The following is a 20,843-nucleotide window of genomic DNA, read 5'->3' on the forward strand; positions in this document are numbered from 1 at the left end:
ATATTCAGTGACGACTTTAATCCTAAAATCTAAATTAAACTTAACCATAATAAAACCCCCAAGGTTGGACTTTCTGTCCAACCTTGGGGGTTCACTTCATTAAGGGGTTATCCACAGGTTTTGAGGTAGTCCTCGTCAAGGGCACACCCATACCATCTAAAAAGTTTCACATGAAACTTTTTCAAATCCACTGAACCCGTCAAAAGAGGCCGTTCCGACCTGGACTAAAATCCAGATCAGAACGGCCTCTTTTTCATTTTCTACCTATCCTCTCGCCACCGGCTTCACCGTCTGCAGTTCGCCCTGCACCACCAATCGTTTCGGTTCATTTCGCTTCGCCGAGGCACAGGTGACCAATGTGACCAGCTTTTTGCCTGGGACATCGTTGATGACTTCAACCTGATACCGGTCAACCACCCGCACCCGCGTTACCCGATATCGATAGACCTGCCGTTGATCCGTCAAATACACGCTATCGCCACGATGGACGCCTTCGAGGGGCGAGAACCGGAGGCGTTTCGTTGTCATATAATGTCCGGCCAGCGCGTAATTGCCCTGTCCCATCCGCTGGTCCGCCTTGAGGGTGCCCGCGCCACGGACCAACACGGTATTACTGACGCCGACGCCAATCGGCAAGTCCAAGCCAACCGCGGGCACTCGTAGCTGGCCGATCGCACCATACCTGCTGGTTCCAGCCAACTCCTGTAGGCCATAACCGGCTACCGAAACGGGCGTCAGTTGTTTGGTCTTGGCGTAATTGAACGGGGCGGTCTTCCCCTTTGCCGCACGATTCGCCCGCTGGACACTTTCGACCGTCATCCCGTGCATTGCCGTCTTCCCCAACTGCGTCACCGAGAAGTTTCGTGTCAGTCCCAGTAGGACCAAGCCGGTGCCGCCGAGAAACATCAGGAGTAGCCAGAGGGACGTCTTTTTAAATCGTCGTTTACGCGTTGCCATTTAACGTCCCTCCTTTGACCGGCGGTACCGCCGATAGCCTGTCCACATGCCCCCCATGATGAGTACGCCCGCCAACACGATCAAGCCAATCTTGTACCAATCCCAAACAAACTTACCTTGCGGAATCGTTTGCGTTTCATTGGGAATCCGCTGGCCGGTTACCAAGAGCCGGTGCGTGTTGATCATATACGGCGTACACGTCATCAGCGTCACCTGATTCTTCGTCGCCACACGCTGGATCGGTTGCCGCGTCGCCGCCTTCACGGTCCGTAGGTTGGTTACCTCATAGGTCATCAACCCGTAAGCGTTCTTCAGGTAAAAGCGATCACCGCGTTGGAGCCGGGGTAGGTCGGTAAAGAGTTGGGCGCCGGGGAGTCCCCGGTGAGCCGTAATCAGGCTGTGCTGGTTGCGTTTGCCCTGCGGCGTGTCCGTCCCGCGGACCACCCCCGCATATTTCTGGAGCACCTGTTCGCTGGTGTTGGCAAATACCGGCAGTTCCACGTTAATCTTGGGAATCGCCACGAGGGCTAGCGGTGTCGTCTCCACAAAACCTTTACTGTCGGCCTTGAACGGGTCTTGAACCGTGGTCTGATCCGTCGTTTCTTCCTGTTGCAGCGCCCGTTGGAGTGCCTTGAGCTGCGTCTGACTGGCCGTACTCAGCTGACGTTTATAGGCGGTCAGAACCCCCTGCTGGCGCCATCCCGTCACCACATTGCTGGCGGCCGGGTAGCCAATCAGGCCGAGGCCTAAGCAAAAGAGTAGGATGATGAGCCATTTACGCATGGGAGATCCTCCTTTCCCGTGTCGTCTGAGCGGTCAGCCTAAAGTCTAGTTCTGTTGCCGCTGTTGCCGGTAGTACAGGTAACCTGCGCCACCCATCAGGAGACTCCCGATCAGGAGGAACAACCAGATGCCCATCCCCCCGGTAATCGGCAGGGCGTAGCGGTCGTTTTTAATCGTGACCAGTTGCGTTTCTGTATTAATCTCAAATGCGGTCGCGTCCTTCAGTAAGGCATAGCCAGCGGGGGCTTGCGTTTCAACCAGGTTGTACGTCACCTTGCCATCCCGTTGGTCGTACACGTACGGAACGCCGGTGAAGTCAAACGTGCCATCATCCCCGGAAACGATCTCCGTCGCATCCGCCTTGTCGGCAACCCATTTCACAAACGTCTGGCCATCAAAGACCGCCCACGCGATATCGCCCGTATGCGTCACCTTCTGGACCTTGAACTTCGCACCGGCCAAGCCTCTGTCCGTATTCTGGCCATCGACCTTCTTAAATTTGGCGCCGCCCAGAATTAGGTAGTTCAAGATGCCAATCCGATCGTCTTCAATCTTGAAGTATGATTTGTCTGGCTTCGTTTCCGTCGCGGTAATTTTACCATCCTTATCAACCGTAAATGTCAGAGAGATTTTGCCATCCTTGACCTCGTCTTGGTTGTACCACGGGTAATTGTCAATCGCGATTTCCGTCAACACGTATTCCACACCCGCCGTTAAGTTGCCAAACGTAATGTCACCCTTGTCGTTAGTCGTTAATTTCGTGACGTCGCCGGACCCATCCGCGCGTTTCAGCTCGAATTCAACCCCGCTTAACGCCACGTAGTCTTTACTCGTTGGGTCTTTGGGATTAATCCCGACCTTGTGGATCTCGGGATCAACGTTACTGGCAATCACGTTCTTGGGGTATAGGTGAATGGTGCTCTTATTGCTCAATGGCAAGCCGATAATCATGGGTGCCGATAGCCCCGTCAGATGGTGCGTGGGTGCCTTGGTTTCCATGATGAGGTAGAAACCGTTGTTTGGGAGGTCCGCAAAGGTTAGTAGACCATCACTCGTCGTTAATTCTTTCTCTGCGACCAACGCGAGCTTATTTTTTTCAACGAAGGCGGCCTGTGCCTTGAGAACGTCGGCCGGATCCGTCTTGCCGGCAAGAATCTCTTCAAGCAACTCGTCCCGTACGGTTTTAAACGTTTGGCCATCCGTCTGACCGCTCGTAACGCCCCGGTCTTTAAGCAACGCGGTTAAATCATACACGCCGTAGGTCACAGCCCCATACTTGGTTGCGTCGTAGGCCGTCATCCCATTGAGGAGGGGGAGTTCATCCCCCGTGTTCTGCAGGGTCTGGTCCGACTGATTGTCCACCTTGTGCAGCTTCATGGTGACCGTCTCTGGTGTGGTCTCAGCGGCATGTGCGGCCGCCTGACCGCCCAATGCGAGGCCACAAACGGCGAAAGTAGCGAGTGCGAATTGACGTAATTTTGTGAATTTCATGGGGTTATCCTCCTCTAGGGTGGGTGCGCCAAATGGCGAGCGACGATAGGGTCAGTGTAAGCCCTAAGACAATGAGCCAGAAGATCCCCTGCCCCCCGGTAACGGGGAGACTGTACGGGTCATTTTTTATCTGGTCTGGTGTGGTTTGTTTCTGATCGGAAATCGTAAACTGATGCGTTGCCCCCAGGGTATAGCCGTCCGGTGCCTGCACCTCAATCAGCGTGTAGTCACCGTGGGGGAGACCCGTGACCTCAAAGGCCCCTGTGTCGGACCCCTTCAGTCGTGTGGCCTGATCGCGTCGGTCGACCGCGCCGGTCAATTTGCCGGCGGCGTCAAACGTCAGGTACTGATCGTGACTGTTTTGGATGATGAATTCGGCGCCGGCAAGGTTATCGCCACTCGTGCCGTCAACCTTTTGGAACTGGTAAGCGCCACGCTTCAGCCGGTTGGTCATGGTGATGACCTGGTGCCGATCGTCATTGGTGATGCTGACCTGTACCGCATCCCCCGTGATCGCCCAGCGTTTGGCTTTCGCATTGTACGTTAGGGTAAAGCTGTCACGATCCACGTATGCGCCGGGAACCGTTTCGGTAATCGTGTACGTCTGTTGCCGGTCCAGGTCGCTCAGGTCGATAGTACCATCCGCATCGGTGACGTACGTCTTGTGGAAACCGTTGTCGCCGGTTACCGTGAAGCCGACGTTTCCGAGCGATGCATCCGTTGCGGGGTCCCAGTGGAGGTCCCCCACCTTCTTGAGTGTTAGGTCGATTGGGTTACGTTTGAAATGTGTGACCACTTTATTGGTAGACTTCTCCCACGTGTAATGTGTGCCAGAATCAAACTTGACCTTGGCCTGGTTCTCAAACGTCCCGAGGAAGTCTTCACTAAAGTTGACTTTCATCTGAAAGGCGAAGGGTTGGCCGTCAAACGTCAACGTTTCGATTTCCTTGTCGGACAACTCATACGTGACGTGCCGACCATTCGTCACGGTCACCTGGCCACTCTTAGCGATGAGGTCTCCATTCGTGTTGTAGAGACGAATGTCCTCGGCCTTGACCGTCATGCCCGCCGGTAACTCATCCGTTAGAATAATCTTATCCGGCTTAGCGATGGACTCATCGGGAATGCTGTAGGTTGGTTGATAAATCGTGTAGTAAAAGCTCGTCATGTTTTCAAGATCCCGGTCAACCGTGACCTGATCCAGGTTGTTATTTTCTACACCCAGGTCGCTGGTCCGGTGAACCGTCTTCTGCGGCGCAAGGGGTTCTAGGGGAACCACGTAACCGCTGGAGAAGGACTGCCACGTAAACCCGGATTCACTCATTAACTTGAACTTCTGGGTCGTGCCGACCATGGGGAAGGACACGGCGCCCCGTTCGTAGTTGGTGGACCCGAGGAAGTCCCCCCATTGATTCGGCCCATTGTATGGTTGGCCTTCCTGCCAAACCCCCTCACCAATGCCTTCGTACCACCCATCATCGCGGGGAGCAACCAAGGAATCAACTGAGAGTTTGCCTGTCAGCCCCGACCGTGTGCCGGCCCATTCGTGTTCGCCAGTGTCATTCCCGTTTAGCGAACCAAAGGTGAAGTACGACGTGTGTTCCTCGCCGTCGCCGGGCTCAAGGAAATCAAGCGCCCGGGTTCCATCGGCGTTGGTGAACGTAATGTCGATGTCGAAGCTCTTGATCCCGTTGTAGACGATCCCGGAATAGAAGTTGTTGGAAAAGTCAATGTAGCGGTCCTTACCGTCCGTTCCGGCGGGGACATTGTCATTGTAGACAATGTTTGAAATGGTGAGGATGGCCCCCATCGTTTGGTCCGGCTTTTCCGCCGTTGCGGAGGTCGTGTAGGCCCCGACATTCTGGTAGTAGACCACGATGGTGTCGTCCTTGGCCGGTGTCTGGTTGAAGACGAGGGCGTAGGCTTTGGCCTGGTCCGCCTGTTGGTAGGAGTAGTAGTACTGGTCGCCGTAGCTGTTGTTCCAGTACGTGTTGCCGTTAGCATTCGACTGCTTCGGTCCCTTGACGGTGGCCTTCTGATCACTGAGAAGCGACCCGCCAATCTCCAATTCCGAGGACCAACTGCCAATCTGAATCTGTCCGCGGTGAACCGCAAGCGGCGTCCCCGTGAGGTTATCCCGTTGGTCCTTAGCCGGTGTTGCCCGACTCATCTTAGTCGTGGGCGCCGGCTGGGCATCGGCGTCGTCATCAGCGGTTTTACTGGCCGATTGACTCGTGGATGTAGCGGATTTTTGAGAATGGGCTGACCGCGACCGTTGCTTGGTGGACTGGGACCGTTGCTTGACGGTCGTTTGGGAGGAAGCTTGTGATGAGGCTTGTGACGTTGAGGAAGAAGCGGCCTGGTTACTGCTGCTCGTGTTGCTCGTGGCTGACTCTTCCGTTGCGTTATCGGTTTGATCAGCCGTGACCGTCACCTCGGGAAGGGTAAACGTTTCGTCCGTGTCGGCTACCTTTAATTCCAGTTGAAGTTTGTCGGTCAGCAAGGGGTCGGCCACCGTCAGGGGAACCACGAGGTCAACGGTTTGTGGTTGCTCTTGCTTGTTTGTGAGCATGAGTTGCCGTTTTGGGTTAACCTCCGCCGTAATGTCTTGGGCCGGGTCGAGGTCGGCAAGCTTCCCCGGGGTAAATGTGGCCTCATCCTGTTCGGTTAAGGTAATCACCGTGTCTCCGGCGGGTAGTTCAACCGTCAGTGCCAGTTGCAGATCCTGCGGACGATGGCTGGGAATGTCCTGGACGACTTTACCCGCTTGATCATGGAAGACCGCCGATTGGATACTATTTGCTCGTTTCTGAGCATAACTGTGTAAAAGGGGAGTTAAACCAACGAGACAACCAATCAGTAAAAAGATTTTTAACCATTTTTTCATGAGGGATACCTCCATATCGAAGCGGGTTGCGAGCTGTTTTTTTATTCGTAGGCTTAGATTAACAGTGAAATTTGAAAAAATTATGAACATCATATGCATTTTATAATAATGTTAACCTTGTCGTTGTGTTATATACTAAAATAGATGTAACGTCTAATTGTCAGCCGCACACATCACGCCCCTCAAGCATAACTATTAAAAGAATTATCTTTACGTGCGGTGAAAAGGCCGACTAGTCCCCTATCTGACGGTAAAAATTATGGTCAATATCAGTTTTGAAGAAATGCTGATTCTCGCTAGGAGCCGCCATTCAGGAGTGCTACACTGATTGAGAACAGGAGGAGATATCTATGGAAAAGATGCACTTGTTTCAAGGCGCCCTAGCCATCGGAGTTGGTGTGGGCTTACTCGGTTTCGGAGGAATTTCGGCAGCGGCCAGCAGTCAATATTCGGCAGCACGCTCCCGATCCGTTCGACTGGTCTGGCGTAAACCGATGAAGCAGCGGGCCTATACGGCAACGACGGGGTCCCGTTTTTCGCGGCATTTGGGCGTGCGCTATAGCAAAAATAAAGCGACCGCCAACGTCACGTGGTATACGGATGCGCATGAAAAAATGTATAAGAAGTATCAGGGCCATTCGACCATTTACTATCACGTGAAGAGCGCTGACAGGACCTTACAGGGATGGATCTGGCGCGGCTACTTGAAACCAGTCAAGGCTAAGACATCGGATGCGGCCGTCACCGCAACGGCGAACCCCGATGACCCCGGGACCCGTGCACCAATCGCCAATGAACGGCTACTCGACCAGGAAATCTTGAACCTTTTCCCGGGAACGATTGAGGATAAGACGCTGGACCAACAGGCTGGGGCCGTGGTCTACACCGACGACGGTGAGGAGGGGCCAACGGTCAAACCGGGCCAGGTCTATATTCGCCTCTACAACTCCGCACGGGTCATGAACACCCAGAATTACGCGAACTTATTGGCGAAGGCGGGCTATCCAGCCACGAAGCGCAGTCAATACCGCGGCTGGCACATTGGTGTCCGGGCCCAAGTCGAAGACGGCTACGGTGAAGGCGTTAGCCAGGGCGACGCGGCCATCTTCTTAGCACCGGGGAAATAGGTTAGCCTGCGTGTCGGGGAGAACGGTTATCTTGACAGCTTTCAATGACTAATATAATTTAGAATTCGTTCTACATAAGGTATCGGATGGGCTCGCTATTGCTGGCCATTCGGTGCCTTTTTTAACGGCTTTAATTAGGTAGGATATCTGGTCCACCTTCCGATATTGGTGTCGTTACGTTAATGGTTAAAAAGTTAAGACTGATATATGAGTTTTCATTTGTTGTTTCATTCGTCGTTGTGAGGAATCGCTAATTATCAGGATAGGTCAATTTAGTTTGCCCTTTTATTGTTGTAAACCGCTTTCAATGCTACTATAGATGGGTAACTGATATATCTGTTTATCATTTAGGAGGGATTTTATGGTAGCTGACTTACTCGCACTTTTCTGGGTTTTACTCGGGATTCTGCTCTTGGTTTTCCTAATCGTCAAAACCAAGGTACATAATATTATTGCGTTACTGATTTCAGGTTTATTCATTGCCTTTGCCGAGGGCTTACCTTTGGTGAAGATTGCCACCACGATTCAAGAAGGTATTGGGAGCGTCATGTCCTCTTTGCTCTTGATTGTGATTTTTGGGGCCATCATTGGGAAAATGATGACCGAATCTGGGGCGTCTCAACAAATTGCGGACACGATCGTCCATGCCATGGGGCGGAAGATGTTGCCCTACGCTTTACTGATCATCGGAACTATCTTCGGGATGTCCATGTTTTACGAGGTTGCCTTCTTAATCACCATGCCTTTAGTGATTAATATCGCGAAGGAAGCTAAAGTGCCCTACATGAAATTAGTCATTCCGACCATTGCTGGGGCGACGATGGGCCATAGTATTTTCCCACCGCAACCCGGTCCAATGGCCTTGGTAACGGCCTTCCACGCGGATATTGCGCAAGTCTACATTCTCGGTTTCATCGTCATTGTCCCGACGATTATCTGTTCCGGGGTCTTGATTCAACGCTTCATCCCCGGCCTAGCGGACATGCCGCTGGGCAACGTGATGAAGCCGGCGCCTAAGCGTGCTGCCAATGATATTCCCAGTTTCAGGACAAGTATCATCATTCCCCTACTGCCAGCGATTATCATTATCTGTGCGTCCATCGCTAAATCATTGGCCGCCACTAGCAGCTGGGTCTTTAAGTTCTCCAGCTTCATCGGGAGTGCCGAGATTAGCATGTTAATCACGGTTATCGTCGCCATGATTCTGTTTGGCTACCGTAGAGGCATGTCGGGTAAACAAATTTCCGACCACATGACTAGCGCCATTGCTGGTATCTCTAACGTCCTCATGGTCATCGCCGCCGGTGGTGTCATGAAGGAAGTTATCATTGATAGCGGTATTGGGAGTAAAATTGTCGATTTAGTTGGTCATACCAATATCTCACCGCTCATCTTAGCTTGGATTATTACCGTCCTAATTCGCTTAATGACGGGACAAGGGGCCGTTTCCGCCATCACCGCCGCGGGAATCGTGGCGCCGATGGTCGTGGCTTTCCACGTCAATCCAGCCCTGATGATGTTGGCCTGTGCCTGTGGGAGTAACACCACCACGCTGATGTACGATGGCGGCTTCCTATTGTACCAACAATCATTTGGGATTTCTTTGAAGGATACCTTCAAGACTTGGGGCCTGTTGGAATTTGTGAATTCCTTTGTCGGCCTACTGATGGTTCTGCTGATTAGCGTCTTTGTTCATTAAATTATTTCACTAGATAGTCATAAACGAGCCGCCGAAACGGGTTGAAACCCCAGCTTCGGTGGCTCGTTTTACGACAAAATTTAAATTCAGTGTTGTTATCATACGGCCGTCTAATTGAAAAGACGCATTACCTGACGAATTACCTACAATTCAGAAGCCGCTATGCTCTAGCCGAAGCTCATGCCAAATCCGTTGACTACGGCGCGTAATTATCCTTGAGGAAGCTCTGACATAGTCTTTGAAGCTTTGTAACCCAGATAAGCGAACAGGTTGATCATACAGCCGATCTTGTCCATCCCCATGACCTTCAAAAAAATCCATCAATATATTTTTCTCAACGAACTGATCAAACGATCCAAATTGTTCAAAATAAGCACTTTGTTTTCGAATCGCCACTGACAAGCGATCATCGCCTAATTTACCAGCGTAGAAAGTAGCAACCTTCTCTAAGTAACAATCAAAAAAATCAAAATAGGGAGACCCCGAGCGCTTAGGATTAATCCCACCATGAACTGGCAGAATTCCAAAATTTCCTAATTGATAGTTGTTGCACACCTGATAATAGGGTTTTCCGTATTGGTCAATTTGTTCATATTCGAAAATCTGACTTTCATTGTGTGGAGCGTATTGCCGAATAATACCGATAATCTCTATCTGACTGGCACGATCTAAGTTCCAATAATAATGGCCATAATATTGCTGGATCGCAAGGCGGTAAGTATTTAAGGTATCTCCGGCGTCAGCCTTTTTGTCATACCAAGGGAAAATTTGCTGATAAATTTCATTAATCAATGGGCATCGATCTGATTCACCGCCCTGCGTTAAAAAATCAAATCGAATTGCCTGCAACTCATCCATTTTCAGAAAATCTGCTAACCTGATTGCTTTGCCATAAGCATAATGGACTAAATCCATCAATACATCTCCTCACACAAGCTGAGATTCCCGCCACATCAGTGATCTCAAATGAATACAGATACCATGTGTCTGCTCCCTATTAAATGATTCGTTACGCCTTAATATTATCAGTGGCTGTTCAACAAGTGAATGGCTATCCCTTTCAAACCCGTATAAAAAAGGAACCCATCGCCTACGTTTCCACACCCAGCAATGCGCCCCTTCAGTTTATGGCTTCTTCCAAGCGTTCTCGTACGGCGTATAGGGCATCAACTCATCCTCTGCGTAGTAGTCCTGCTGTACACCACTGAAACGAATTAAGTACCGGCTGCGTTTGATATCCTTGTAAACCACCACGCCGACCAGTGGCGTCGTCCCCAGCTTCGCTAAAACTAAATCACCAATTTTATATTGTGTTAACATTAGGCATACTCCCTCTTCTTTGACTTCGCGATCAACCAATAGCCTAAGTTTACGGGACCCGCCGTTATCAAACAATCATCAGTCTGGCGCAAGCGATGAATAATCAACGATTCATCCCAATTGTCGCTTATCTCGAAAGGAATTTGCCGATGTCCAAAACCGACTTACGCGTCACTAAAACCAAACGGGCCATCCAGCAAGCGGGCCTGGCGCTCCTGCTTAAGAAGCCGATTAATAAAATCACGATTACCGAACTGGCCCGCACAGCTCTGATTAACAAGGGCACTTTCTATCTGCACTACGCGGATATTTACGCGCTGTACGATGAATTGCTCGCGACCGCAGCCAACGCGGCCGTTTACGACTCACCGGCCTACCCACTGCTGTTTCAAGACAGTCAGGCCTTTGTTCGCGAGTTTTTATTCGCCGAAAGCCCGACACTCCCACCGGAACAACAGGCGTTGCTGAAGCCAGAGAACCTGCGTTTTGCGCCCGACTTTCCTAAGGTCTTGTTGGCGATTTTCAAACAGGCCATCTATGCCGTGGGGCCGCTGACCCCTAGTCGCCAAAATGATCTCAAATTGACGTTCTTACTGAACGGGATGATTTCACTGCTGGTCAATCCGACGCTGATCGATCGCGAGGACCCGGCTTGCGTTGACTTCACGGTCCAGTTTTTAAGTCGGACTGTTGAGGCGACTTTTCCGGAATTTTATGGCAAGTAGCATTGCCGAAAGGCCCTTTTCGCACGAGTTAAGTGTTTTTCACTGAATGTGTGCTTAAAACGGTTGGACGTGGCCGGCTACCCAGACACGCTCGAGAACATTCTCGGGGATGCCGAAAACTAGGCCATTGCCTACCTTAAGGGCATTACGATTGGCCAGTTGATGGACGAAATTAAGATGATTTAATCGCGTAACGGCGCTCTGCAGTGGTGAACTGCGGGGCGCCGTTGTGGGTTTGTTATCGATTAATCTGTTTGCTAATCACTGAGTTGATTTTGTCGTGAGTGCCTTGGTAGTCGTCCTCAAGCCTTCTCCAAGGAGATAAGTGAGCTTCTACGCTGAATTGCGGTCACAACATTTCAAGCTGTTGTTCTCGCAAACCTCTGGCTTTAGTCAGGGGTGGTTGAACCTTAGATCCGCGTTCTGAACGAAAACTATTTCCCAGGAATTAACGCCACATAAATAACCGGATAACCAATCTCTAGGTTTCGGGTGTCATTCGACGTGACCGTTGCAACGCCAATGTGCCAGCCCTTAAATTGGGTGTAGGTCACCGGCACTGGTTGTGCTGGATACTCGCCTTCCTTGTAAGGAATTGGCGCGCCTTTACTCATAGCGATCTTTGAGAAGTAGTCCTTGAGGTTTAGCTTACCTGACTCATAGGCATTGGTCAGGGCATCGCCTTCAACGGAACCGTCCGGCGAACTGATCAGGCGGATTTGTCGCGCTTCTTTAGGTGAGAAGCCATCACTTTCGACGCAGAACTCCCAGCCTTGGTTGTAGTTTTCAGTATCGTTATTAGCGAGCACAAAGTCCTGGGCCAATTTCGTCAACCGCTTATCGGTCTTAACACCCGGGAAAAAGCTGGTGATTTCCTTGGCCTGAGCGGCTTCCGTTTTGACGTAAGCCGGGGTGACCTTAGGTGCGACCGGCTGGGGAACCGGCTTGAGATAGCCGCGCCAAATCCATCCCTGCATTGAACCGTCACCGTTACGCACATGGTAGTAGATGGCGTAGTTATGGCGATTCTTCTGGTAAAACTTTTCATGAGCATCGGTAAACCAAGTCGTGGAACTGACTGAGGCATTGCGGTCATAGCGAACTGTTAAGTGCTTAGAATAGCGGTACCCCTGATTGGCCGTAAATTGGTGCTGCCCCATCGGCTTCCGCCAAATCACCCGAACCGAGTTACCCCGTTTGGCCGAATATTGATTCGCTGATGCGGTCGTCGTTGTAGCTAGCCACAAGCCTAACCCCAGGCTTATAGCCAACATCCCCTGAATAAATCTTTTCATATGTAGTTTCCTCCTAACTATGAGGTAAGCTTAGCACTCTGCCAGTGGGTTTACCAGTTAAGCTGGCGAATCAATTGGAAACCTATTGTTGTTGCTGCAACACCATTTGAACCCGCTCCATGGCTTGTTCCTCATCATACGCACAGTCTATATCCGTTAAAATTTCCCCTTCTCAGACTTAACCGTGAGTTCTTTGATATTTTCTGGCTACTGTTGCGCTTCAATTAACAATTCGTCATACTAAAATTACTTCGTGATCACGGTGTTTAATCTAACTTGGATGATCAAATTAGAGCTAAGTCACCAGCATAGATTAATTCTGAACTTGCAATTTATTTTCAAAGGTTTTAACCAAAAGGAGCGTATTTAAAATGCAGACGCAAACGTATTTTTTAGGCTGTAATTACATTATCGATTTGGTCAATGGCAAATGGAAGCCCTCCATCATTTGCTCACTTGGCTTAGGTGATAAACGATTTGGCGAGCTTCGTCAGTACTTTAAGCGTCTTTACGGCGTTGCCCCGGCTGAAAAAGTTCTGAGTGAGCAGCTTCATCAACTGATTGATCACAAAATAGTTAAACGAACGAGTTATGACGTCATGCCCATGAAAGTTATCTATTCGCTAACCGACGAGGGGCGAGATTTAAAGGCTCTATTAATTCAGATGACGCAATTTGCAGAATCTATACAGGACGACTCCGTCCACTTTAAATATAGTTCCAAGGCTATGTTGGGATTGGTCGATTTGGATTTAGAAGAAAATTTATCAGACTAGTGACCACCGCCAGCTTTGAAATCAGCTTCTAGCACTACTTACTTCCAAGTAAGCAGCTTACAAAGAAGTGCCTACTATTCGTAAGTAAAAGACTGGGTTATAATAGTTAGTGAAGTAATAAACAAAAAGGAGTTTTCAACTATGAGTAGCTTAAATGATCCGTTAACTTTTCGTCATGGCGCAACTGTTGATAACCGATTCGTTCTTCCGCCGATGCTGACTAACAGTGGTAAAGACGGCTATATTACTCCAGATACGCTTGACTATTACCATGCCCGTGCTAAATCTGGCGGCCTGGTCATGACTGAATACATGTACGTTACAGAAACCGGTGGACCCGCGCTGACTTGGAAACGGGGTCGCGAGCAATTGGCCGCCTACGATGATAAATTTCTGCCACAGCTCAAGAAGCTGGCTCAGGCGATGAAACATTCCGGCAGTAAAGCGATTATGCAAATTGCCCATACTGGACGGGAAGCGAACTACCGTGCCATGCAAGGGGAAAAAGTTTACGCACCCACGGGCTTAGAAGACGGCAGCGATTTCCCATTCCTTGATTACAAGGTCCATTCACTATCGGATGAACAAATTAAAGAAATAATTGCCGGTTTTGGTAAAGCCGCTAAACGGGCCATTGACGCCGGATTCGATGGCGTTGAAATCCATGGCGCTAACCATTACCTCATTCAACAATTTGTATCCGCTTACTCGAATCACCGTACCGATCACTGGGGCGGCTCTGTCGAGAAACGCATGAACTTTCCATTAGCGGTGGTTAAAACCGTTATGGAGACCGTCGATAAGTACGCGCCTAAAGGTTTTATCGTTGGCTACCGAATTTCACCAGAAGAGATTCACGGCAAAAATGTGGGCTACACTTGGCACGAGTCCACACAATTAATTGATCAAATCACGAAGCAATTCGATTTAGACTACATTCATCTTTCAATGTTGCATTTTGATTCAAAACCCGGTGACAATTTATTACTAGACACCGACGGCGAAGCGGACAATAAATTTAAGGATTCTGACAAGCCATTCGCAACCCTCTTCAAGCCCTATTTAAATGGCAGTAAAGAGATTATTGTTGGTGGAATCGATAGCAAGGATAAGGCCGAATCAGCTTTATCTTTGGCTGACTTAGTCGCTGTTGGTCGGGAAAACATTATTGATCCAGATTTTGCCGAAAAGATTTTAAACCATCAAGAAGACCAAATCATCACTTCACTATCCATCGAACAAACTAAGAAAAACCATATGACGCCAGGATTAATTGATACCTTCTCTGGCCCAACTACGGCAATTCCACTATCAGGTGCTGAAAATATTCAACCTCTACATCGAGGCTTTGGTGGCTGGACTGAAATGACCTACCCACATAATAGTGAGACTAAATAATCGTAGAACTAGATCGATTAATTTCATCGTTTAAAATAGACTAAGATTAGCTCTGTAAGACCCAGTTAGGTTTTACAGAGCTAATTTTAGTATGCTTATAATTAATATTTCAATTATTACCTAAAGACACATCACCACATGTCTTCAGTCTATTTCTTAACTATGCTTTCGCCACGCTTGTTTCATAAGACTGAGAATATACTCCAGTTGCTCATCATTAGCAATTGATAACTCGTAATCTCCATTTCCCCAGTGTCCCGTATGACTAACATCCCTAAATAGATGCACTGAATCGTCCAGCTCCCCTTTGCTCAGATTAATCCAAATCTTTAACTTCTTTTTCTGAGGCAATAGGTCGACAACATTGTGTCGATCAATTCGAAATCCCACATAAACCTTAGTTACTTTAACCTCAAATCTAGTATCCCATGTTAATAACGCCTCTTTGATCTTAGCGTATACTTCCTGAACATTCTCATTACTCTTAGCTAACAACTCTTCTTCGCTGACCAGCCGCAAGTCCTTAGCATCTTTAATTTTAATCGTCTCACTCTTCGAAACATCACTGCTTATTTTTTCTACATTGTTGGCCGTCTTTTGCATTCCAATTCCTTTAGAGATTTTATTAAAAATCAACTCATTATTACTAAATAAGTTGGCCTCATACAATTCAATTGGAAGAGAGGGATTATCAGCTGCATCTTTTTGATAATCATCAAAACTCTGCGCAATGAAAATAAGCCTCACCTGTGACCAGTCAAAATAATCGATACTCTGTGATTCGCCGTACCGTTCATTGTAGGCCAAAACAAAATCCGCTTTATGATTCAAAAGCGTATTGAGATAGGCATAGCCTTGATCAATTACGCTGTACTTAGTTGTCTTCTTATATTCAATAATAACGAACGCTTTCACTTCATCGTCATAAGCAACTGTATCTAAACGATACTTTCCTACTGTGAACTCTGTTGCGACAAACTTCGGTCCAATCGTTAACTCCAGATTGTTCTCAATACATGTTTGTAATTTCTTTTCATTTTTAAATGAAATTGGATTAATCTTGCTCAAACTTGATCTTCCGTTTACCTTGTCAGGGTTAAGTTTATAGAGATCCATTTCAACAACCACCTTATTTTCCTCATAATTAATAATCTACCTTGAATTTAGCAATAAATATTAGGCAACAAAAATCAGCAGAATGAATAATTTTACAGAATGATAACCGCATCACTTATGATAAGGCAATCCGTATCAGACTACTCTGCAATTACGCCAATCAATTGATTCAAGTATGATATACCGATTCTCATAAGTAAACCATTCATATAGCCTTAGAGCTCGTGGGTTCAACTCCTACTCCTGCTATCTGACATCACCGGTTCTAAGCACCTTACTCCAATCCCTTTTCGCAAGTTGTCTCTACGAATCCTTGAAAGGGGTAACGAATATGTATCCTTTACTTGTCATCTTAGCCGTGTCTCCGGTTTACTTACCAGTAGGATCCTTAATCCGGTTCAGAGGTAATCTGTTAACCACTCACAGCTAATGGGGCTAGCTTAACTGCTAGCTCATTTTTTTATACGAAAAATCCCTCCGTCATTGTCAGATGAATTTATATTATTTCATCTGACAACCACAAAGGGATCATAACATATGCCGCTCTAGGCTCTTTTTGCAATTGGTAACTGCTCCCACACAGTAGCTACTGCATTTTATAATCAGCTCGCTGAAACCAATCAAGCTCTTCTCATATACAAGAGCGGGTAGGGATTGCCTTGTTCATCATGTTCTGTTCGCTTATACACTTCAAACCCCATATGCTCATAAAAGCCCTTTGCGCGCGGATTCTGCTCATTAACTGCTAAATCAGTCACCGCATATTTTTCAAGACCATAGTTAATTAAGGCTTTCCCCAAGCCCTTGCCCTCTTCCTCACGCGCAATAAAGAGCATCTCGATATGCTGCTCGGTAATCCCCATAAATCCAATTGGGACGTGCATTTCATTTTCGACAACAATCAAATGTGGTATTTCTGTTAACGCTTGTGGCACGTATCGCTTAATGGTGGCGATTTCGTCTGCTGACAAGAAGAGATGCGTGGCCTGCACAGCGCTTTTCCACACCGTCAAAAGTTGTTTAATTAGCGTAACATTGCGGTCTTTCACTTCAATAATTTTCATTTTTCCTCAATTCATTTACTAGTATCAAAAAACAAGGAACTGAATCCATATATTCTCTCTATACAATCTATACTCAGTCAGTTCCTGGACCTGAACCGGCCACTGTTTAAATTTCCGTGAAAGCACACTGCGAAGAACTAAATAAGCAATCTCTACCCCCAAGATACACCGATTTCATCCAGTCTTATCCTCAAACTTTGAAGCATCTCGTAAATTTTCTAACTGTTGTAAATAGCACCTACCGAATAATACCGATGGATATTTCATTGGTGATAATCAACAGATTTCGTTGCTACAATCTGCTGACCATTGCCTGTTGGAGACTATGACTTTAATTTTCATATCTGAATCAAGTCATTCATCTATGCCCCATAGATCAGTAAGCACTACATCATCACTAGCAGGTCGAATTTCCCTATTTTTAATCTTAGGTATCTTTACAAAGACAGGAATTTGCATTGAACTTCCTGTAATTATAGCCTCTCCTTTTCCAAGGCTGGGTATCATCTGAAAAGAACTTCTGTCTAAAGTTGGCATTGTATTTTCCAACATACGTAAATCTCTGTCATTGACCAGCCGGTGAACTACATAATTATGAACTTGAGATAGAATTGTTGGTGAAATATCCGCTGGCCTTTGTGAACTAATAGTCAGGAAAAAGCCAAATTTACGACCTTCTTTTATTATTTCTTCAAATGTACGAAGCCTATAATCTTGCCAAGTGTCTCCAAAATTCGTTTCTTGATCGTTTAAGATGTTATGTGCTTCATCAATTATTAAGTGCTTAGTTTGCGTAATGCCATGGCCTGTAGTGTTCTCTTTTTGAAAATCATAAAACATTTTAGACAACATCATAGGGATAACTCTCTTAATTTCTTGATTAGTATGGACCAAGGAAAAAACATTTACTGGATAATACTTATCCTGAACATCGTCTACCACTTCAATTACTTTGGCAAGGCTAGTAAATACTGAATCAATACGATGAAATAAGGGATTTAAATAATCTCGATTAATTTTCCCCCATGCCGTGCTATGAACTCTCTGAAAATCCAAAAAGACTGCCAGCTTTTCAATTGGAGTTCTATTACTTGATTTCCAGTAATCTGATAATGCATTCTCAATCTCCCCACCCTTTAAATATATCCAGACTGAATCACTGATTGTTGCCTCTGAGCCCACGTTAAAATATATTTTCCCATTTGTAGTATCAATATAATAGTTTTCATTAGTAGAATTAAACTGGATTTTATCAATTTCTGAATAAATATTTTCTCCCTGAACGTACTTCTTACAACTTTGAATCCAATCTTGTATGCTATCTTGATTTGCTGAGGAACCACTAGTCAATATTTTTTTTAAAGTGCCGCAAACAAACTTTCCAAACTCGAAATTCATATCATCATATTTTTCATTAAATAATGAAACAGCCTTTTTCAAAAAAGGTGCTTGAGTAGCTGCAGTTGCACTAAAAAGAGTCGATAAAATATCTGCGTCAAACAAGTAGTTCTTCGTGATAAATACCTTATCCCCAGCACTTCGGGTACTCAATGTGAAAACTTTTTTCTTATCACCAATATCAAATTGTTTTCCTGTATATTCCCCATTAAAGTCAATGATGAAAAATTGGCTTCTTTGAAATATTTGATTTTTATATTTGGAATGAAATAAGTCAAAGTACAGTTTCTGTAATGTGTTTGATTTACCACTACCTGTATTCCCAAAAATACCAATATGACTCGCAAAAAAAGTATTAATATTTAATTCAACCGGTTGATTTTCTAAAATCGACTGTCCTATATTGATGGAGCCAGTCTCTCTATCTACGCTATAAATTTCACTTAATTCTTTTTTGGTAGTTAATGTCACTTCATTCCCAATCATTGGTACATAAGAACTCGTAACTTGAAAAGTATTATCAATAATTACTCCACGAGTTTTTAGCTGGATTACTCGATTTATCGAATCTTTCTTATATCTATTATCAAATTATGTACTTCTAATCGTATTTTGCTGATCGATCACTTTTTCAGTAATAACTGATGCGATAATTTTTACATCATTCTGATTAATCGTTAATAACGCACCAATCTTGGGACCCGTAAGAATATCCCCAAGCCAAATAATTTCAGAAGAATTGGACATATTATATACACCAACACTGGCAACGGATCCATCAACACCAACTATTACACCAATTTGTTTAGTCAGTTGCATTTTAATCTCCCTCTGATAGCATTCCATTTAAAGTATACGTTAGCCACTCTAAATTAAGTTTATCAGAATTTTCATCTGCAAAAACATCCTTTGGAGTAATTATTTTGAAGTTTGGCCGCTCTTCTAAGAAACCCAAATTATTCAGAAAAGTTTCTCTATCTGCATCACTATACCCAATTGCGTACACCATTAATTCAGCGTTCTGAAGTGCTCTTCTAACCATTTTTCCAATATGTTTATCTTGAAATGAAAACCCAATTATAAATAAAACAGATTGTGGTTTATCTAATTCTAATTGAAACATCCTTAGCATTTCATAAAAATGATTCTGTAAAAAAGTTGTTGCGGATTCAAACCCCGTTGGTGGCACAACGACTGGTACTGGGCTAACTCGATTAATTATCCGAATATTTTCCTTATCCTTAACCCAGTTCATAGAGCCATGTGGTTTAATCACAGAAATTGATGGCACTTCATTTAAATAATCATTGTTCAATCCCCTATATGAAACAGTTCGGTTATAGTTAGAACTGTCTAGCGTTCTTTGAAAGTAGCCATTAGCACCATCATTAAATACAATTCTGTTATTCTTCGAAGCCTTATCGATAGCCTTTTCAATAAAAAGATCATAGTTCGTTGTAAAAATATTAACGTTTTTAGGCGACTGTCTTGAATTGGATAGATTTAAAAGATCGATAACTACTTGAATAAACCGATCATATGTACCTTGTGTATTTCTTACGTTAGCACTTTGTCTATATCGGTCTAAAATTTCACGACTCGTTACCTCTACCTTTTTAAGTAGTTCATTATTCGTCAACCCCGCCATTAAAGGAATCGCCGGAACAGACGTGCCCGAACCTAGTAAAAAATTCAGTTGTTTCGTTATTGCTAAGTTTCTCATCCGCTTGCTTAACGTATCTACCTGATTATCCATAACATTGCTCTCCCTACATATTCTTATTCGATCATATGACCCAAGCTTCACATAACGAGTTTAGTTGCCGACAACTTTAAGAAAAACCGCATCACTTATGATACGGGGACCCCTCATTAATCATAAACGCCCGATAAACCTGCTCCGTCAACACCAACCGCATCAGCTGGTGGGGTAGCGTGAAGCGGCCAAACGAGATCTGGGTGTCCGCGCGCTTCAAGACGGCTGGCGTCAGGCCCAGGGAGCCACCGATGACGAAGGTGATGTCTGAGTGGCCGTAGGTGGTCAGGTCCTTGATTTCCTTGGCAAACTCCTCTGACGAGCGTTCCTTGCCCAGGATGGCCAGTGCGTAGACGTATTCGCGGTCCTTGATCTTACTCAGGATGCGTTCGCCTTCCGCGGCCATGACTTGGTCCATTTCGGCCTGTGACATGCTTTCCGGGGCCTTTTCATCTGGGACTTCCACGATACTGAATTTACAGAAACGGGAGAGCCGCTTGGCGTATTCCGCGATTCCTTGTTTGAAATACTTTTCCTTCAATTTCCCAACTACGACGAATTTGATGTTCATAATTATCCTCCTGTACACAGGTTGTCCACAAAGTTATCCACAGGTGGACAACCTGTTTTCCTAGATATTGGGGGTAAATGGTCACTTACCTACGACATCTATTTTTTGCCAAAATGTCAATCTCTTTTTAGTTATCCACTGCTGAAGTTCAAAACAAACGTTCGCCGGTCCCGCTTACAATCGTTGCTACCACGGTGTTTATCAGTGACTAGAAGCCACCAAATTTTTTCTATCCACAGTTATCCCCAGCACCTGTGGATAACTTTTGCACCGGTCTAATTGCCGTTCTAGCCCTGTTCATAACTTTTCCACCGCTAACGGCACCAGCTTATCCCCCAAGTTATCCACAACTATAATTTCTGCAATTTTACGACCTGAATTACGCGCGGGACCTTCAGTTGGTTCGTTCGGACAGCTAACCACCGGGTACGTTTTCATTCGGCTTAAGTCGATCTTAAACTTCGGTTTTTCACTAGATAG

The 20,843-nt window shown here is 46.2% G+C and carries 18 protein-coding genes; 5 read left to right on the top strand and 13 right to left on the bottom strand.

Going from position 1 to position 20,843, the window contains the following annotated elements; translation table 11 throughout:
- Nucleotides 1–264: 264 nt before the first annotated feature.
- Genes HEQ50_RS07400 through HEQ50_RS07415 form a run of 4 tightly spaced genes read right to left on the bottom strand, consistent with a single transcriptional unit; the run spans nucleotide 265 to nucleotide 6,118 of the window.
- Nucleotides 265–957, bottom strand: coding sequence for a class A sortase (locus tag HEQ50_RS07400; protein ID WP_168899884.1), 693 nt, complete (start codon nucleotides 955–957; stop codon nucleotides 265–267).
- Nucleotides 958–1,740, bottom strand: coding sequence for a class C sortase (locus HEQ50_RS07405; RefSeq protein ID WP_168899885.1), 783 nt, complete (start codon nucleotides 1,738–1,740; stop codon nucleotides 958–960). It abuts the gene before it with no gap.
- Between the two features lie 45 nt (nucleotides 1,741–1,785).
- Complete coding sequence (locus tag HEQ50_RS07410) at nucleotides 1,786–3,231, bottom strand: SpaA isopeptide-forming pilin-related protein (RefSeq protein WP_168899886.1); 1,446 nt, start codon at nucleotides 3,229–3,231, stop codon at nucleotides 1,786–1,788.
- A 4-nt stretch (nucleotides 3,232–3,235) separates the two neighbouring features.
- A complete protein-coding gene (locus tag HEQ50_RS07415) occupies nucleotides 3,236–6,118 on the bottom strand; it encodes a SpaA isopeptide-forming pilin-related protein (protein WP_168899887.1) in 2,883 nt (960 codons plus the stop codon).
- A gap of 350 nt (nucleotides 6,119–6,468) precedes the next feature.
- Here HEQ50_RS07415 and HEQ50_RS07420 point away from each other — a divergent pair, with 350 nt between their 5' ends.
- Both HEQ50_RS07420 and HEQ50_RS07425 read left to right on the top strand, forming a co-directional pair.
- Complete coding sequence (locus HEQ50_RS07420) at nucleotides 6,469–7,245, top strand: hypothetical protein (protein ID WP_168899888.1); 777 nt, start codon at nucleotides 6,469–6,471, stop codon at nucleotides 7,243–7,245.
- Between the two features lie 361 nt (nucleotides 7,246–7,606).
- Nucleotides 7,607–8,944 carry a gluconate:H+ symporter gene (locus HEQ50_RS07425; RefSeq protein ID WP_168899889.1) on the top strand — a complete coding sequence of 446 codons (1,338 nt, stop codon included), beginning with the start codon at nucleotides 7,607–7,609 and terminating at the stop codon, nucleotides 8,942–8,944.
- A gap of 150 nt (nucleotides 8,945–9,094) precedes the next feature.
- Here the strand turns inward: HEQ50_RS07425 and HEQ50_RS07430 are convergent, their stop codons facing one another.
- A complete protein-coding gene (locus tag HEQ50_RS07430; RefSeq protein WP_168899890.1) occupies nucleotides 9,095–9,859 on the bottom strand; it encodes a hypothetical protein in 765 nt (254 codons plus the stop codon).
- A gap of 210 nt (nucleotides 9,860–10,069) precedes the next feature.
- Nucleotides 10,070–10,264 carry a hypothetical protein gene (locus tag HEQ50_RS07435; protein WP_168899891.1) on the bottom strand — a complete coding sequence of 65 codons (195 nt, stop codon included), beginning with the start codon at nucleotides 10,262–10,264 and terminating at the stop codon, nucleotides 10,070–10,072.
- A gap of 149 nt (nucleotides 10,265–10,413) precedes the next feature.
- On the opposite strand from HEQ50_RS07435, the gene HEQ50_RS07440 reads away from it, so the two are divergent.
- The gene (locus HEQ50_RS07440) at nucleotides 10,414–10,989 is read left to right on the top strand and encodes a TetR/AcrR family transcriptional regulator (RefSeq protein ID WP_168899892.1); all 576 of its coding nucleotides are present in this window, start codon (nucleotides 10,414–10,416) and stop codon (nucleotides 10,987–10,989) included.
- 434 nt (nucleotides 10,990–11,423) lie between these two features.
- On the opposite strand, the gene HEQ50_RS07445 is transcribed toward HEQ50_RS07440, so the two are convergent.
- Entirely contained in the window at nucleotides 11,424–12,284 is an 861-nt protein-coding gene (locus HEQ50_RS07445) for a hypothetical protein (protein WP_168899893.1), read from the bottom strand.
- A gap of 371 nt (nucleotides 12,285–12,655) precedes the next feature.
- On the opposite strand from HEQ50_RS07445, the gene HEQ50_RS07450 reads away from it, so the two are divergent.
- Together HEQ50_RS07450 and HEQ50_RS07455 are read left to right on the top strand one after the other, a co-directional pair.
- Nucleotides 12,656–13,060, top strand: coding sequence for a helix-turn-helix domain-containing protein (locus HEQ50_RS07450; protein WP_168899894.1), 405 nt, complete (start codon nucleotides 12,656–12,658; stop codon nucleotides 13,058–13,060).
- 141 nt (nucleotides 13,061–13,201) lie between these two features.
- Entirely contained in the window at nucleotides 13,202–14,458 is a 1,257-nt protein-coding gene (locus tag HEQ50_RS07455; RefSeq protein ID WP_168899895.1) for an NADH-dependent oxidoreductase, read from the top strand.
- A gap of 156 nt (nucleotides 14,459–14,614) precedes the next feature.
- Here the strand turns inward: HEQ50_RS07455 and HEQ50_RS07460 are convergent, their stop codons facing one another.
- From HEQ50_RS07460 to rlmH, 6 genes are all read right to left on the bottom strand, one after another.
- Nucleotides 14,615–15,574 carry a DUF5655 domain-containing protein gene (locus HEQ50_RS07460; protein WP_168899896.1) on the bottom strand — a complete coding sequence of 320 codons (960 nt, stop codon included), beginning with the start codon at nucleotides 15,572–15,574 and terminating at the stop codon, nucleotides 14,615–14,617.
- Between the two features lie 620 nt (nucleotides 15,575–16,194).
- Nucleotides 16,195–16,638: a GNAT family N-acetyltransferase gene (locus HEQ50_RS07465; RefSeq protein ID WP_168899897.1), complete on the bottom strand. Its 444-nt coding sequence runs from the start codon at nucleotides 16,636–16,638 to the stop codon at nucleotides 16,195–16,197.
- Nucleotides 16,639–16,992: 354 nt separating this feature from the next.
- Complete coding sequence (locus HEQ50_RS07470; RefSeq protein WP_334427399.1) at nucleotides 16,993–18,522, bottom strand: ATP-binding protein; 1,530 nt, start codon at nucleotides 18,520–18,522, stop codon at nucleotides 16,993–16,995.
- 105 nt (nucleotides 18,523–18,627) lie between these two features.
- A complete protein-coding gene (locus tag HEQ50_RS12980) occupies nucleotides 18,628–18,855 on the bottom strand; it encodes a hypothetical protein (RefSeq protein WP_334427400.1) in 228 nt (75 codons plus the stop codon).
- 1 nt (nucleotide 18,856) lies between these two features.
- Nucleotides 18,857–19,792, bottom strand: coding sequence for an SIR2 family protein (locus tag HEQ50_RS07475; protein ID WP_168899898.1), 936 nt, complete (start codon nucleotides 19,790–19,792; stop codon nucleotides 18,857–18,859).
- Between the two features lie 91 nt (nucleotides 19,793–19,883).
- Nucleotides 19,884–20,363: a 23S rRNA (pseudouridine(1915)-N(3))-methyltransferase RlmH gene (gene rlmH / locus HEQ50_RS07480; protein WP_048733629.1), complete on the bottom strand. Its 480-nt coding sequence runs from the start codon at nucleotides 20,361–20,363 to the stop codon at nucleotides 19,884–19,886.
- Between the last annotated feature and the right edge of the window lie 480 nt (nucleotides 20,364–20,843).

It is taken from the genome of Lactobacillus sp. HBUAS51381 (assembly GCF_012641095.1).
Taxonomy (GTDB): domain Bacteria; phylum Bacillota; class Bacilli; order Lactobacillales; family Lactobacillaceae; genus Levilactobacillus.